This is a genomic window from Cellulomonas denverensis (assembly GCF_012396125.1).
Lineage (GTDB): Bacteria > Actinomycetota > Actinomycetes > Actinomycetales > Cellulomonadaceae > Cellulomonas > Cellulomonas denverensis.
The window spans coordinates 317,126-331,561 of record NZ_JAAXOX010000002.1 but is presented as its reverse complement, the minus strand read 5'-3'; the positions used below and the strand labels follow the sequence as shown (position 1 = coordinate 331,561).

Annotated in this window: 12 protein-coding genes; 3 read left to right on the top strand and 9 right to left on the bottom strand. The window is 73.0% G+C overall.

What is annotated here, in order from left to right:
• Nucleotides 1-2 precede the first annotated feature (2 nt).
• A complete protein-coding gene (locus tag HGA03_RS05435; protein ID WP_168629214.1) occupies nt 3-1,004 on the top strand; it encodes a TerC/Alx family metal homeostasis membrane protein in 1,002 nt (333 codons plus the stop codon).
• 19 nt (nt 1,005-1,023) lie between these two features.
• Here the strand turns inward: HGA03_RS05435 and HGA03_RS05430 are convergent, their stop codons facing one another.
• On the bottom strand, nt 1,024-1,311 hold the full coding sequence (locus HGA03_RS05430) for a YciI family protein (RefSeq protein WP_168629213.1): 288 nt from the start codon (nt 1,309-1,311) through the stop codon (nt 1,024-1,026).
• A 35-nt stretch (nt 1,312-1,346) separates the two neighbouring features.
• On the opposite strand from HGA03_RS05430, the gene HGA03_RS05425 reads away from it, so the two are divergent.
• Nucleotides 1,347-2,486, top strand: coding sequence for an acyl-CoA dehydrogenase family protein (locus HGA03_RS05425; protein ID WP_168629212.1), 1,140 nt, complete (start codon nt 1,347-1,349; stop codon nt 2,484-2,486).
• A gap of 1 nt (nt 2,487) precedes the next feature.
• On the opposite strand, the gene HGA03_RS05420 is transcribed toward HGA03_RS05425, so the two are convergent.
• From HGA03_RS05420 to HGA03_RS05400, 5 genes are all read right to left on the bottom strand, one after another.
• Complete coding sequence (locus tag HGA03_RS05420) at nt 2,488-3,303, bottom strand: DUF4190 domain-containing protein (RefSeq protein ID WP_168629211.1); 816 nt, start codon at nt 3,301-3,303, stop codon at nt 2,488-2,490.
• Nucleotides 3,304-3,395: 92 nt separating this feature from the next.
• Nucleotides 3,396-4,667: a DUF4190 domain-containing protein gene (locus HGA03_RS19285; RefSeq protein ID WP_168629210.1), complete on the bottom strand. Its 1,272-nt coding sequence runs from the start codon at nt 4,665-4,667 to the stop codon at nt 3,396-3,398.
• Between the two features lie 123 nt (nt 4,668-4,790).
• Complete coding sequence (locus HGA03_RS05410) at nt 4,791-5,396, bottom strand: MBL fold metallo-hydrolase (RefSeq protein ID WP_168629209.1); 606 nt, start codon at nt 5,394-5,396, stop codon at nt 4,791-4,793.
• A complete protein-coding gene (locus tag HGA03_RS05405) occupies nt 5,393-7,201 on the bottom strand; it encodes a glycoside hydrolase family 15 protein (protein ID WP_168629208.1) in 1,809 nt (602 codons plus the stop codon). Before HGA03_RS05405 ends, HGA03_RS05410 begins: the two co-directional genes overlap by 4 nt.
• Before the next feature lie 78 nt (nt 7,202-7,279).
• Nucleotides 7,280-8,146, bottom strand: coding sequence for a DUF4190 domain-containing protein (locus HGA03_RS05400; protein WP_168629207.1), 867 nt, complete (start codon nt 8,144-8,146; stop codon nt 7,280-7,282).
• Nucleotides 8,147-8,437: 291 nt separating this feature from the next.
• Here HGA03_RS05400 and uvrA point away from each other — a divergent pair, with 291 nt between their 5' ends.
• The gene (uvrA, locus tag HGA03_RS05395; protein WP_203767554.1) at nt 8,438-11,308 is read left to right on the top strand and encodes an excinuclease ABC subunit UvrA; all 2,871 of its coding nucleotides are present in this window, start codon (nt 8,438-8,440) and stop codon (nt 11,306-11,308) included.
• A gap of 54 nt (nt 11,309-11,362) precedes the next feature.
• Here the strand turns inward: uvrA and HGA03_RS05390 are convergent, their stop codons facing one another.
• The 3 genes from HGA03_RS05390 to HGA03_RS05380 form a co-directional block, all read right to left on the bottom strand.
• Nucleotides 11,363-12,808: a DUF4190 domain-containing protein gene (locus tag HGA03_RS05390; protein ID WP_168629205.1), complete on the bottom strand. Its 1,446-nt coding sequence runs from the start codon at nt 12,806-12,808 to the stop codon at nt 11,363-11,365.
• Nucleotides 12,809-13,036: 228 nt separating this feature from the next.
• The gene (locus HGA03_RS05385) at nt 13,037-13,627 is read right to left on the bottom strand and encodes a hypothetical protein (RefSeq protein ID WP_168629204.1); all 591 of its coding nucleotides are present in this window, start codon (nt 13,625-13,627) and stop codon (nt 13,037-13,039) included.
• A 250-nt stretch (nt 13,628-13,877) separates the two neighbouring features.
• On the bottom strand, nt 13,878-14,372 hold the full coding sequence (locus tag HGA03_RS05380; protein WP_168629203.1) for an OsmC family protein: 495 nt from the start codon (nt 14,370-14,372) through the stop codon (nt 13,878-13,880).
• Nucleotides 14,373-14,436 lie beyond the last annotated feature (64 nt).

Here is a 14,436-nt window from a genome sequence, read left to right as displayed (position 1 = left end):
GCATGGATGTCTCACCCCTGGTCTGGGGCGTGTCGATCGGACTCGCCCTGGCGGTGCTCTTCGTCGATGTCGCGGTGGTCGGGCGGCGGCCGCACGTGCCCAGCACCGCGGAGTGCCTGCGCTACCTGGGGGTGTACATCGGCCTGGCGATCGTCTTCGCCGGTGTCGTCGCCCTGACCTGGGGCACGGCACCGGCGGGCGAGTTCGTGGCCGGCTGGCTCACCGAGTACTCGCTGTCGGTGGACAACCTGTTCGTCTTCCTGCTGATCATGACCCGGTTCGCGGTGCCCCGGCAGTACCAGCAGACCGCCCTGCTGGTCGGCATCATCCTGGCGCTGGTGTTCCGCGGGATCTTCATCGCGCTCGGGGCGACCGTGATCGCGCACTTCTCCTGGGTGTTCTACCTGTTCGGCGTGTTCCTGATCTGGACCGCGGTGAAGGTCGCCCGGGAGGGTGTCGGTGACGACGCGGAGGAGGACGACTACACGCCGCCGGCCCTGGTGCGCCTGGTGCAGCGGGTGCTGCCGACCACCGACCGGTTCGACGGCGTGCACCTGACCGCCCGGATCGACGGCCGCCGGGTGGTCACCCCGATGCTGCTGGTGCTGGTCGCGATCGGCGCCACCGACCTGCTGTTCGCCTTCGACTCGATCCCGGCGGTGTTCGGAGTCACCCGCGAGCCGTATCTGGTGCTGATGGCGAACGTCTTCGCGCTGATGGGCCTGCGCCAGCTGTACTTCCTGCTCGGCGGGCTGCTGACCCGGCTGCGGTATCTCAACATCGGCCTGGGCGTGTTGCTCGGCTTCATCGGCGTGAAGCTGGTGCTGCAGGCGCTGGCCGAGAACGCCCTGCCGTTCATCAATGGCGGCGAGCCGGTGCCGTGGGCGCCCGAACCGCCGACCTGGGTGTCGCTGGCGGTGATCGTGGTGATCCTCGGGGTCACCGCCCTGACCAGCGTGGCAGCCTCCCGGCGGGACGAGCGCCGGGTGACCGCCGACCGCTGATCACGAGTCGCGCGGGGGATCAGCCCTGCGCCCAGGGGCCCATGATCAGGTTCCACTCCCGGACCTCGGTGCGGGCGATCACCCCGGCGGCGGCGAACGGGTCGGCGGCCAGCAGCCGGTCCAGCTCGGCACGGTCCGCGACGCGGAACACCAGCAGTGCCCCGGGGTCGCCGGCCAGATAGGGCCCGGAGCCGAGCAGCTGCCCGGCGTCGGCCACGCCGCTGAGGTACTCCCGGTGGCTCGGCCGGACCTCGGCCTGGAGGTCGGCGCGCTGGTCGTAGTGGTACTGCACGGCGTAGAGGGTCATGGCGCCACGGTACTGGCGATGGCAGGGTGGGCGGCATGATCCTCAGCGAGCAGCTCCTGGCCGACGTCGCCGCCCGGGCCGCGGTGCATGACCGGGACAACACCTTCCCGCACGACGACCTGGCCGACCTGAGGGCCGCCGGGTACCTGACCGCCTTCGTGCCGGCGGCGCTCGGTGGTGCGGACCTGAGCCTGGAGGACGTCGCCCGGGAGCAGGCCCGGTTGGCCGGTGCCGCACCGGCGACCGCCCTGTCGGTGAACATGCACCTGGTGGTCACCGGGATCGCCGCCCTGCTGCACCGCTCCGGCGACGACTCGTTGCGGTTCATCCTGGAGGAGGCCGCCGCCGGGGAGGTCTTCGCCTTCGGCAACTCCGAGGGCGGCAACGACCTGGTGATGTTCGACTCCCGCACCCGGGCCGAGCGCCAGGACGACGGCGGCTACCGGTTTACCGGGACCAAGATCTTCACCTCGCTGTCCCCGGCCTGGACCCGGCTGGCGACCTTCGGGCGCGACGACTCCGACCCCGATCGACCGGTGCTGGTGCACGGCGTGGTGGCCCGGGAGGACGGCGGTGCGACCAGCAAGGACGACTGGGACACCCTGGGCATGCGCGCCACCCAGAGCTGTACCACCGTGCTGGACGGCGCCCTGGCCCGGCCCGATCGGATGGTCCGGATCCTGCCGGTGGGACCCAGCGCCGACCCGTACATCCTGCGGCTGTTCCAGGTGTTCGAGATCCTGCTCGCCGCCGTGTACACCGGCATCGGCCGCCGCGCACTGGAGCTGGCGGTCGCCGCCGCCCACCGCCGGACGTCGATGAAGCGGGACGGCGCCAGCTACGCCACCGACCCGGACATCCGGTGGCGAGTGGCCGACGCCGGGATCCTGCAGCAGGGCATCGAGCCGCAGGTGTGGTCGCTGGCCCGGGACGTCGACCACGGGTTCGACCACGGCGGCCAGTGGTTCGCCCAGGTGGTCGGGCTCAAGGTCCGCGCCACCGAGACCGCCCGTGAGGTGGTCGATCGCGCGATCCGGGTCAGCGGTGGCGGGACCTACTTCGCCGGGAACGAGCTCGGCCGGCTGTATCGGGATGTGCTGGCGGGCCTGTTCCACCCCTCGGACGACGAGTCGGCGCACGCGACGGTGGCGAACGTCCTGCTCGGCCCCGCCTGAGTCAGACGTTCGGGTCCAGGCCCGGCACCTCGGTGCACCACTCGCCGCCGTCCGTGCGGTTGCCGCAGGTGTCGCCGTACTCCTCGTACACGCTGCCCGGCCGGGAGTACTGGTACAGCTGGTCGCAGGCCTCCCAGTCGCCCGCGGTGCAGGCCTCGTACCGTTCGTCCAGCTCCGGGTCGTCGCCCGGCTGGTTCACGCACCACCGGGAGTCGTTGCCACGGTCGCCGCAACTGCCGCCGAACTCCAGGTACTCGCTGTCACTCGGGGACTGGGCGTACAGGTCGTCGCAGGATGCGAGGTCGCCCGCCTCGCAGGAGTCCCACAGCCCGTCCAGCACCGGGTCGTCGCCGTAGGACAGCGGGATGACGCTGCCGCCCTCGGCGTCGAGGCAGGTCCCCGGTGAGCTGGCGGCGCGCCGGCCCGCGCAGCTCGCCCCGAAGGCCTCGTCGTCGGAGTGCACCGGCGAACCCCAGTACAGGTCGTCGCAGGCGGCCATCTCGCCCTCGGCGCAGGAGGCGCGCAGCTCGGCACGCTCGGTGTTGCCGGCCGCGGTCACCCCCAGCGCGACCACCACGATCAGGATGTACAGCAGGGTCTGCAGGCTGCCGAGGATGATCCCGGTCAGGCCCATCCCGGACCCGATGCCGTGCGCCCGTCGCCGGTGCCGCACCGCGGAGGCACCCAGCGCGATCGCCACCGGCCCCAACCCGAGCAGCCCGGTCAGCAACGCGGCCACGCCACGGCCGTCCCGCGGCGCGCGGGGCGCCGGCGGTGGGAAGGCCATCGGCGGCGCCGGGAGCGGGTAGCCGGACATCATTCCTCCGTGGGGGGCGGGCGGTGCGGTGACGCTACGGTGCGCCGAGGGGGCCGGACGACCACGTCATCCGACCCCCTCGGACCCCGCCGTCACATGTCGGCGCAGAACACCGCATCGGTGGTGCGGTTGCCACAGGTGCTGGCGAAGTCCTCGTAGTCGGAGCCCAGCGGCGACTCCCAGTACAGGTCGTCGCACGCCTGGCCGTCACCGGCCTCGCAGGCGTCCCACAACGCATCCAACTCAGGATCGTCCCCGTAAGTGTCGGGCTCGACGCTGGTTCCGGTGCCGGTGTCGCCGTCATCGGTGGTGTCCTGCTCCTCGAGCAGGTAGCACGAACCCCCGGAGTAGGTGGTGATACCACCGCAGGTCTCGGCGAACTCCTCCTCCGGCGAGTCGTAGTCCGACTCGTAGTAGAGGTCGTCGCAGTCCGCCATCACCCCGGCGGCACAGCCGTCCCAGAGCCGGTCCAGCTCCGCGCGCTGCTCCTGCACCCGCGGGTTCACGACCAGGATGAGCACCAGTGCCAGGGTGAGGTACCCGACCACCTGGAGCGCACCGAGCACGATGCCGACGATGGCCATCCACTTGCCCTGGGTGCCGTTCTTCGTGGTGCGGCGCAGGCCGATGATGCCCAGGACCAGCGGCACGATCGCCAGGCCGACCACGCCGGTGGCCAGCGCGCCGATCGACGGGCCGTCCCACCCGGCGGTGTTGGTGGGCCCGGGGTAGGGGGCGTAGCCCGGGTAGCCACCACCCGGGGCGCCGTACGGCGGCTGGCCACCCGCGGGCGGCGGGGCGGAGTAGCCGGGCTGCTGGCCGTAGCCCGGGGCCGGCGGGGCACCGTAGCCGGAGCCCGCGTACCCGGGCGCGCCGGAGCCGTCACCGGTGCCGCCGTAGCCGCCGGGGTAGCCGGCCGGCGAACCGGAGGCGGCGGACTGGCCGTAGCCCGCGCCGTACCCGCCCGCCGTGGACTGCCCGTAGCCGGTGCCGTACTCCGACGTGGCGGGCTGCTGGCCGTAGCCGGAGGCGGGCTGCTGGCCGTAGCCCGGCGTGCCGTAGGCCGCGGTCGGCTCGCCCGACGGCTGCTGGCCGTAGCCGGGCGTGCCGTAGGCGGCGGTGGGCGCCTCGGAACCGGGCTGGCCGTAGCCGGGCGTCCCGTAGGCGGCGGTCGGGGCCTCGGAACCGGGCTGGCCGTAGCCGGGCGTCCCGTAGGCCGCGGTGGGCGCCTCGGAGCCGGGCGTGCCCCAGGCGGAGGTGGACAGCCGCTCGGTGGGGGCGTCGGGGGAGGCGCTGCTCGGCCACGTCTCCGAGTCGGGCTGCGACGAACCCTCGGGGCGGGTGGTGCCGTCGTCGGTGGACATAGGAGACTCCTGGGCGGGGACTGGACACAGAATCCTCGCCACTATGGCAGACGGTGTGAATCGGCCACCATCCCAGCCACGGAGCGGCGACCGGGCCTCACTCGAGCGGGTCGGGCCCCCGGTTCACCATCCGCGCGCCCACCAGGCCGGGATCGACCCGCGCTCGGCGCCCAGGGTGGTCGTCAGTCCGTGGCCGGGATGCACCACGGTGTCGTCGTCGAAGCGGCCGAACACCCGGTCCTCCAGGTCGGTCATCAGGGACCGGAAATCCTCCGGTGTGTGGGTCTTGCCCGGACCGCCGGGGAACAGCGAGTCGCCGGTGAACAGGTGCACGGTGCGGTCCGCCGGGTCGGTGCAGGCCAGCGCGATGGACCCGGGGGTGTGCCCGCGCAGCGCGATCACCTCCAGGTCGAGGGTGCCGACGGCCAGGTGGTCACCGTGCCGCAGCGGGCGGGGCAGCGGTATCCCGGCAGCCTCGGCGATCGCCGCGGCGTCGGGCTCGCCGGCCCAGGAGCCGGCACCGGTGGCGGCCAGCACGGCGGCGAGCGCGCCCAGGTGGTCGGCGTGGCGGTGCGTGGTCACCACCCCGGACAGGCCGCGGTCGCCGATCAGGTCCAGCAGCCGGGCGGGCTCGGCGGCCGCGTCGACCAGGAGCTGCTCCCCGGTGCCGGGGCAGGTGAGCAGGTAGGCGTTGTTGTCCATCGGTCCGACGGACAGGGACTGGATCATCGGGTGGCTCCGGTGGCGAGGTCGTGTTGGTGGACGGCGCGGACGAAGGCGAGGTGGGACAGTGCCTGCGGGATGTTGCCGATCATCCGGCCGGTGCGGGGGTCGTACTCCTCGGCGAGCAGCCCGAGGTCGGTGGCCAGGCCGGTGAGCCGGCTCAGCACCTGGTCGGCGCCCGTGACGTCACCCTGCCGGGCCAGTGCGTCGGCGAGCCAGCCGGAGCAGGCCAGGAACGGGTGCTCGGTGCCCGGCAACCCGTCGTCGGCCCGGTCGGTGCGGTAGCGCAGCAGCAGGCCGGGGGAGACCTCCAGCTCCGCGCGGATCGCTGCGACCGTCCCGGTCATCCGCGGGTCGTCGGGGGCCAGGAAGCCGACCTGGGCGAGTTGCAGCAGCGCCGCATCGGTGTGCCGGACCCCCGCGGACTGCACGAAGCTGCCGAGCTCGTCGTCCCAGCCCCAGCCGAGCACCTCGGCCCGGATCCGGTCCCGGACCTGCGCCCAGCGGTCGACCGGGCCGGGCAGGCCGTGGTCGGTGACCGCGCGCACCGCCCGGTCGAGTGCCGCCCAGGCCATCACCGCGGAGTGGGTGAACCGCCGCGGGCGGCCGCGGACCTCCCAGATGCCCCGGTCCGGTCGCTGCCAGGTACCGGCCAGGGCGTCCACCAGGTGCGACTGGAGGGACCAGGAGTCCGCGGTCTCGCGCAGGCCGCAGTCCCGGGCCAGTGCGAGGGCGCACATCACCTCGCCGAGCACGTCGTTCTGCACCTGGCCCACCGCGGCATTGCCGACCCGCACCGGCCGGGACCCCGCGTAGCCGGGCAGGTGATCGAGTGCCCGTTCGGTCAGGTCGCGACGCCCGTCCACGCCGTAGACGATCTGCAGGTCGGCGGGGTCCCCGGCCACCGCCCGCAACAGCCACTGCCGCCAGGCGCCGGCCTCCTCCCGGTAGCCGTGTTCCAGCAGTGCCTGCAGGGTCATCGCGGCGTCCCGGAGCCAGCAGAACCGGTAGTCCCAGTTGCGCACGCCGCCCGGGTCCTCGGGCAAGGAGGTGGTCGCCGCCGCCACGATCCCGCCGGTGTCCCGGTCGGTGAGCATCCGCAGCACCAGTAGGGAGCGCACCACCTCCTCGCGGTAGGAGCCCCGGTAGTGACCGCGTCGGGCCCAGCGCCCCCAGTCGTCCTCCGCGGTGCTGAGCTCGGCCAGGTCGTCGGCCGGACGGGGTACCGGCTGCCAGGACGGGGTCCAGACCAGCGACCAGTGCTCCTCCTGCCCGGCCTCGACGGTGAACTCGTCGCGGTGGGCCGGCACCCCGGAGCGCACCGGTGCGGGCAGCCGGCTGCCGCGCAGCACCAGGCGGTCCGGCCCGGCGACCGCCTGGATCGCGCCGCCGTGCCGGTCGGTGATCCGGTGCACCCACGGCTGGACCGCGCCGTAGCCGAAGCGGACCACCCACTCGTGCCGGAACCGCACCCGGCCCTCGGTGACCCGGATCCGGCGCACGATCTCCGCACCGTCCGGGCGGGCCGGCAGCGCGTCGGTCAGCACCGCGACCCCGGTCGGGGTCCGCACCGTGGTCTGGAGGACCAGCGAGTCGCCGTGCCAGCGCCGGTGCCGCTCGGTCGCCTCCGGGGCCTCCAGCGACCAGTGGCCGTGCTCCGGCCCACCGAGCAGCGCGGCGAAGCAGGCGGCGGCGTCGAAGCGCGGCGGGCACCACCAGTCCACCGATCCGGCGCGCGAGATCAGCGCCGCGGTCCGGCCGTCGCCGAGCACCGCGTAGTCGCCGATCGGGGTGGGGGAGGCTGCGGGCATGCCCTCATCCTGCCCACAACGGCCCGGCGCGCCCGTCCGGGGTGGACGGGCGCGCCGGGAGACGTGCGGGATGCGGGGTCAGTCGCAGAAGCTGTTGCCGTCCTCGCGGTTGCCGCAGGTGTCGCCGAAGTTCTCGTATTCCGACCCGAAGGGCGACTCGTAGTACAGGTCGTCGCAGGCGCCCATGTCACCCGCGGCGCACGAGTCCCAGAGCGCGTCCAGCTCGGGGTCGTCGCCGTAGGTGTCGGGGTCCTCCTCGATCGCCTGGCCCTCCGCGCCGTCGCCGTCCGGGTCGAAGAGGTAGTCGCAGGAGCCGTAGTAGTCCTCGTCGGACAGCCCACCGCAGGTGTTGCCGAAGTCCTCGTCGTCCGACCCGCGCGGCGCGTCGTAGTAGAGGTCGTCGCAGGCGGCCAGGTCGCCGGACGCACAGTCGGCCCGCAGCTCGTCCAGGTGGTTGTTCGCCGCGGCGGCCGCCAGGACCACCAGGGTGATGGTGACGATCAGACCGATCAGGCCGAGCCCGCCGAGGATGGTCCCGGCGATCGCGAAGCCGCGGCCCTTGCGCTGGCCGTCCTTGGTGCGGCGCAGGCCGATGATGCCGAGCACCAGCGCGATCACACCGGTGCCGAGCACACCGGCGACCAGCGAGGCGATGGAGACGCCGTCGGTGGGGGTCTGCGGGCCGTAGCCCGGCTGACCGGGGGCCGGGGTGTACGGCGGCTGACCGGGGGTGCCGTACTGCGGTGCGCCGTAGCCGGGCGCGGGCGGCACCGGTGCGCCCGGGTACTGGGAGCCGTACCCGTCCGCCGGCGGCACGGGGGCGCCGGGGTACTGCGAGCCGGACCCGCTGCCGTACTGCGGGGCGCTGGGCGGGGTGGACGGGGTGGACCCGGTCGGCGGGGTGGTGCCGAACGGGTCCGGATACTGACTACCGTCGGTGCTCATGCGGACGTTCTCCTGGGGGATCGAGGGTCGGACCGGCAGCACCGGCCGCTGGCACGTTAGCCAGGTCACACCGGGGCTCCTGCCGTTCGGGTCGCGGCTGCGCCGAGTTGAGTGATTCCCGCGGTCGCGCGGGTGATCCGGGGCAACCGTCTGAGTGGCCGGACCCAGACACTCCGGTGCCGGGCGCAGGCATGCGGTGGCGGCGCGGCACGGCGTGAGTGGCGCGGCTGAGGGGTCGTGACCGAGGGCACCGTTCGAACGGGTGTGCGAATGTCGGTGCCGCGCCTTACGATGCTCGGCGTGAATGATCGACTGGTGGTCCAGGGGGCCCGCGAGCACAACCTGCGCAACGTCGACCTGGACCTCCCGCGCGACCGGCTGGTGGTCTTCACCGGCCTGTCCGGGTCGGGGAAGTCGTCGCTGGCCTTCGACACCATCTTCGCCGAGGGGCAGCGGCGGTACGTGGAGTCGCTGTCCGCCTACGCGCGCCAGTTCCTCGGGCAGATGGACAAGCCCGACGTCGACTTCATCGAGGGCCTGTCCCCGGCGGTGTCGATCGACCAGAAGTCCACCAACCGCAACCCACGGTCCACGGTCGGCACGATCACCGAGGTCTACGACTACCTGCGCCTGCTGTTCGCCCGCGCCGGGACCCAGTACTGCCCGGTCTGCGGCGAGCGGGTCACCGCGCAGACCCCGCAGCAGATCGTCGACCGGCTGCTGGAGCTGCCCGAGGGCACCCGGTACCAGGTGCTCGCGCCGGTGATCCGCGGCCGCAAGGGCGAGTACGCCGACCTGTTCACCGAGCTCCAGGCCAAGGGCTTCGCCCGGGTCCGGGTCGACGGTGAGGTCGCCCAGCTGTCCGACCCGCCCAAGCTGGAGAAGAAGCTCAAGCACGACATCGAGGTCGTGGTCGACCGCCTGGTGTCCCGGGAGGGCGTGCAGCGCCGGCTGACCGACTCGGTGGAGACCGCACTCGGACTGGCCGAGGGCCTGCTGGTGATCGAGCTGGTGGACGCGGACGCCGACGATCCGGAGCGGTTCCGCCGGTTCTCCGAGAAGCGCGCCTGCCCGAACGACCACCCGCTGTCGCTGGACGAGATCGAACCCCGGACGTTCTCCTTCAACGCCCCCTACGGCGCCTGCCCGGAGTGCACCGGCATCGGCTCCCGGCTGGAGGTCGACCCCGACCTGGTGATCCCGGACGAGGACCTGACGCTCGCCGAGGGCGCGGTCGCGCCGTGGCACCTGACCTCCTCGGAGTACTTCCAGCGGGTGCTGAGCGCGCTGGCCGACGACCTGGGCTTCTCGATGGACACCCCGTGGCGGGCCCTGCCGCAGCGCGCGAAGGACGCGGTGCTGCACGGCAAGGACCACCAGGTGCACGTCAAGTACAAGAACCGCTGGGGCCGGGAGCGGCAGTACTCCACCGGCTTCGAGGGCGTGATCACCTTCCTGCACCGCCGGCACGAGGAGACCGAGTCCGACTGGTCCAAGGAGAAGTACGAGGCGTACATGCGGGAGGTGCCCTGCCCGGTGTGCGGCGGGGCCCGGCTCAAGCCCGAGGTGCTGGCGGTCAAGGTCGGTGGCAAGTCCATCGCCGACGTGACCGACCTGCCGGTGGGCGAGGCCCGGCGCTTCCTGTCCGGCCTCCAGCTCGGGGTGCGTGAGGCGCAGATCGCCGCGCAGGTGATGAAGGAGATCGACGCGCGGCTGGGCTTCCTGCTGGACGTCGGCCTGGACTACCTCAGCCTGTCCCGCCCGGCGGGCACGCTCTCCGGCGGTGAGGCGCAGCGGATCCGGCTGGCCACCCAGATCGGCTCCGGCCTGGTCGGGGTGCTGTACGTGCTGGACGAGCCGTCGATCGGCCTGCACCAGCGCGACAACCGCCGGCTGATCGACACCCTGACCCGGCTGCGCGACCTGGGCAACACCCTGATCGTGGTCGAGCACGACGAGGACACCATCCGCGCCGCCGACTGGATCGTCGACGTCGGCCCGGGTGCGGGGGAGCACGGTGGCCGGGTGATCCACTCCGGCGACTACGCCGGACTGCTCGCCTCGCCCGATTCGGTCACCGGGGCGTACCTGTCCGGTCGCCGGTCGATCCCGATGCCGGCCCAGCGCCGCAAGGTCGACAGCAAGCGCCAGGTCAAGGTGCTCGGCGCCAAGGAGAACAACCTCCGCAACATCGACGTCAGCTTCCCGCTCGGCGTGTTCACCGCGGTGACCGGCGTCTCCGGCTCCGGCAAGTCCACCCTGGTCAACTCGATCCTCTACACCGTGATGGCCAACGAGCTGAACCACGCCCGGCGGGTGGCCGGCCGGCACAAGCGGGTGACCGGGCTGGACCAGCTGGACAAGGTCGTGCACGTCGACCAGGCGCCGATCGGCCGCACGCCCCGCTCGAACCCGGCGACCTACACCGGGGTCTGGGACCGGGTCCGCAAGCTGTTCGCCGAGACCACCGAGGCCAAGGTGCGCGGGTACACCGCGGGCCGGTTCTCGTTCAACGTCAAGGGCGGTCGCTGCGAGGCCTGCTCCGGCGACGGCACGCTCAAGATCGAGATGAACTTCCTGCCGGACGTCTACGTCCCGTGCGAGGTCTGCCACGGCTCCCGCTACAACCGGGAGACCCTGGAGGTCCACTTCAAGGGCAAGACGGTGGCCGACGTGCTGGACATGCCGATCGAGGAGGCCGCCGAGTTCTTCGCCGCGGTGCCCGCGATCAGCCGGCACCTGAAGACCCTGGTGGACGTCGGGCTCGGCTACGTGCGGCTCGGGCAGCCGGCCACCACGCTGTCCGGCGGTGAGGCGCAGCGGGTCAAGCTGGCCACCGAACTGCAGCGCCGGTCCACCGGTCGCACGGTCTACGTGCTGGACGAGCCGACCACCGGACTGCACTTCGAGGACATCCGCAAGCTGCTCGCCGTGCTGCAGTCCCTGGTCGACAAGGGCAACAGTGTGATCGTGATCGAGCACAACCTCGACGTGATCAAGAACGCCGACTGGCTGATCGACATGGGCCCCGAGGGCGGCTCCGGCGGCGGCATGGTCGTCGCCCAGGGCACCCCGGAGCACGTCGCCACCGTCGAGGCCAGCCACACCGGCCGGTTCCTGGCCGAGGTGCTGGAACAGACCGACGAGGCCGTCAGCGCCTGAGGCACGACGGACGGCCCGCCACCAGCGAGGTGGCGGGCCGTTCGTCGTCCGGGCTCAGGGCCCGCACACCAGCGGCTGCGCGCCCCGGCCACCACAGCTCTGGGCGTGCGCCCGGTACGTGCTGCCCTCCGGGGAGGTCAGGTAGAGCAACGCGCACTGGTTGTCGTCACCGGCCGCGCACTGGTCCCACATCGAGTCCAGCAGATAGTTGTCGCCATAGTTCTGGCTCGCCTCCGGGGAGGCGACCGCGTCGATCAGGACCTGCATCAGGTCCAGCCGGGCCTGCGCCTGCTCCAGCGTCATCTCCTCCTCGGGCACCGCGGCATCCTCCGGCTCCCCGTAGGTCGCCTGGTACTCGCACCACCCGGAGCCGTCGTCCGCGTCGGCCGTGCCGCCGCAGGTGGAACCGAACTCCCTGTACTCGGACGTACCCGAGCTGTAGGGCGCCTGGAAGTAAAGGTCGTCGCAGGCGGCCATGTCGCCGCCCCGGCAGGAGTCGTACAGCCCGTCCAGCTCGGCGTCGTCACCGTAGGCGGTCGCCGTCTCCAGCTCCCGGCCGAGGGAGTAGCAGCTGCCGTACTCCTCCCGGTCGCCGAGCCCGTTGCAGCTCTCGGCCAGCGCCTCCTCCTCGCTGTCCGGCTCCGCCCAGATCCACAACGAGTCGCAGTCCGACATGTCCCCGTCGCGGCACCCGTCGGCATACGTGTCGATGGTCTCCTGGTTCGAGGCGGTCCAGGCATCGACGTACCGGTCGTTCGCGTTCCGGCTCCCCGCCGTAGCCACCAGCACCACCACCAGGAGCCACACCAGGATGCCGACCCCGCCGAGCACGGTCCCGGCGATCGCCAGGCCACGGCCCCGCCGCGCCCCGTTCGCGGTGCGGCGCAGTCCCAGGATGCCGAGCACCAGGGCGATCACCCCGCCGCCCAGTACCCCGGTGACCAGCGCGCCGATCGACACCGAGTCGGTCGCCCCGGCCGGCGCCTGCGGGTGGGGCTGGTAGGGCGGGTAGGGCTCGCCGGGCTGGTAGGGCGGGTAGGGCTGGCCCGGCGGGTAGGCGCCGTCGGGCTGCGAGGGCTCGCCGGGCGGGTAGGCCCCGTCGGACTGCGGGGGCTGACCCGAGGCGAAGGGCTGACCCGGGTAGGGCTGGCCCGGGTAAGACTGGCCGGGCGGGTAGGCGGCCCCGGTCTGCGGCTGCTCCAGGGGCGAGGCACCGGTGGCCGGACCAGGCTGATCCGCGGCCGACGGGTAGGGCTGCCCGGTGGGGCCCGTGCTCCCGGGCGGCCCCGGCTGACCCGGGCCGGGGTAGGACTCGCCCGTGGGGTACGACAGACCCGGGCCGGGGTACGACCCGCCCGCGGGATACGACCCGCCCGGCACCGGGGCCCCCGGTCCCGGGCCCACCGCCTCGCTCGCCCCCGCGTCCGGCTCCGGCGGCGGAGCCGCACCCGGTTCGCCGGGGGTCTCGGGTGGGGTCGGTCCGTCGTTCCGGTCAGTCATCGGTTCTTCCTCGCGTCGGCGGCCCCGGCCGGGTGGCGGGGCCCGGATGCGCTGGACGCTAGGGCCGTGGGCGCGTGGTTCGGGTTCGTCCGGTGCAGGTTGCGTGCGCAGGGGGTGACGTTGAGTGAGGCGAGGGCCCGATTGGGGGGTGCGGGCCGGGGTGGAGGGTGGACAGCACGAAGGCCCCGGGATCGAGGATCCGGGGGCCTTCGGTGCGGGTGGACCGGGTCAGGCGGCGGCGTTCTCCACGCACATGCCACCGAACTCGTTCTCCGACTGGGTCCCGCCGCAGGTGGCGGCGAAGTCCCGGTACTCGGAGTCCAGCGCGATCGGGATGGGCGCGGCGAAGTAGAGCTGGTCGCAGGCGGCCAGGTCGCCGGTGCCGCAGGTGTCGTACAGGGCGTCGAGCTCGGTGTCGTCGCCGTACTTCAGCGACTTCGCCAGGTCCTGCGCCAGGGTGGCGCAGTCACCGGAGGTCTCGCGGTCGCCCTTGCCGTTGCAGGTCTCGGCGAGCTCCATGTCCGCCGTGCCCTCCTCGGCGTAGTAGGTCAGCATGTCGCAGCCGGCCATGTCGTCGTCGGCGCAGCGTGCCGCGTACGTGGTGGCCAGGTCCTCGGTGCTGGTGGTGGAGCTGGTCTCGCTGCTCTCGGCGGTGGCGGTGCCACTGGCGCAACCGGCCAGCAGCAGCGCGCCCAGCGCGAGGGCGGCGGCGGCCAGTCCCCGGCGGTGCGAACGGGCACGTCCGGCGGTGGGGGTCGCCCCCGCCTGCGCGGTGCCCGGCGTGGCGGTGGGCTGCTGCCCGCCGTCGTTCCTGAACATCAACATCTCCTCACATCACAGTGCAGCCCGGAGGGTGTTCGGGCCCAGGAAATGGTAGGTGCTCGGGGAGGGCCTCCTGTGGGCCGTCCGTGCCGTGCCGGCGCGCATTCACGGGCCGTCGGCGCTGGTGGGAGGGCACGGAGCACCCCTGGAGCGGTCCCGGTTGTGTGATGGGACAACGTCCACAGCCGCGCTCGTGCGGTCGGACGAACCTCGGCGTGCCAGCTCCGTCGGCGTGGCGCAGACGGTCTCAGCCGGCGGTGACCACCGCGGGTGCCGGTTCGGCGAGCACCGGGAAGTTGACCGACCGGGCGATGAAGCAGTGGTCGTGCGCGCGGTGGTGCAGTCCGGCCAGGCGGTGGTCGAGCTCCTCGCCGGGGGTCAGGTCGCCGCGCAGCCGGACCCGGGGCCGGAGCACCACCTCGGTGAAGCTGCCGTGCCCGGCGGCCTCCACCCGCATGGTGCCGGTGGCGCGGTCGGCGTAGTCGACCACCACCAGTCCGTCGGCGCCGGCCAGGTGCAGGAACCAGAGCATGTGGCACTGGGCGAGCGAGGCGACCAGCAGGTCCTCCGGGTTGTGCCGGGCCGGGTCGCCGCGGAAGGCCGCGTCCGCGGAGCCGAGCAGCGCCGGCTTGCCTTCGACCAGCACCTCGTGGTCGCGGGAGTAGGCGGTGTACCCGGCGGTGCCGTGCTCGCCGGCACCGGTCCAGACCAGGTCCACGTCGTAGGTGTGCAGCAGCCCCATGGCGTCACGGTAGAGGGTGGCGCAGGACACTGCCCGGCGGTGCGGCGATGTCGGCGGCGCTGAT

Excerpts from the sequence above, each read along its gene's own strand:
- HGA03_RS05435 (WP_168629214.1), top strand. The coding sequence starts at position 3 with ATGGATGTCTCACCCCTGGTCTGGGGCGTGTCGATCGGACTCGCCCTG.
- HGA03_RS05430 (WP_168629213.1), bottom strand. The coding sequence starts at position 1,311 with ATGACCCTCTACGCCGTGCAGTACCACTACGACCAGCGCGCCGACCTC.
- HGA03_RS05425 (WP_168629212.1), top strand. The coding sequence starts at position 1,347 with ATGATCCTCAGCGAGCAGCTCCTGGCCGACGTCGCCGCCCGGGCCGCG.
- HGA03_RS05420 (WP_168629211.1), bottom strand. The coding sequence starts at position 3,303 with ATGTCCGGCTACCCGCTCCCGGCGCCGCCGATGGCCTTCCCACCGCCG.
- HGA03_RS19285 (WP_168629210.1), bottom strand. The coding sequence starts at position 4,667 with ATGTCCACCGACGACGGCACCACCCGCCCCGAGGGTTCGTCGCAGCCC.
- HGA03_RS05410 (WP_168629209.1), bottom strand. The coding sequence starts at position 5,396 with ATGATCCAGTCCCTGTCCGTCGGACCGATGGACAACAACGCCTACCTG.
- HGA03_RS05405 (WP_168629208.1), bottom strand. The coding sequence starts at position 7,201 with ATGCCCGCAGCCTCCCCCACCCCGATCGGCGACTACGCGGTGCTCGGC.
- HGA03_RS05400 (WP_168629207.1), bottom strand. The coding sequence starts at position 8,146 with ATGAGCACCGACGGTAGTCAGTATCCGGACCCGTTCGGCACCACCCCG.
- uvrA (WP_203767554.1), top strand. The coding sequence starts at position 8,438 with ATGCTCGGCGTGAATGATCGACTGGTGGTCCAGGGGGCCCGCGAGCAC.
- HGA03_RS05390 (WP_168629205.1), bottom strand. The coding sequence starts at position 12,808 with ATGACTGACCGGAACGACGGACCGACCCCACCCGAGACCCCCGGCGAA.
- HGA03_RS05385 (WP_168629204.1), bottom strand. The coding sequence starts at position 13,627 with ATGTTCAGGAACGACGGCGGGCAGCAGCCCACCGCCACGCCGGGCACC.
- HGA03_RS05380 (WP_168629203.1), bottom strand. The coding sequence starts at position 14,372 with ATGGGGCTGCTGCACACCTACGACGTGGACCTGGTCTGGACCGGTGCC.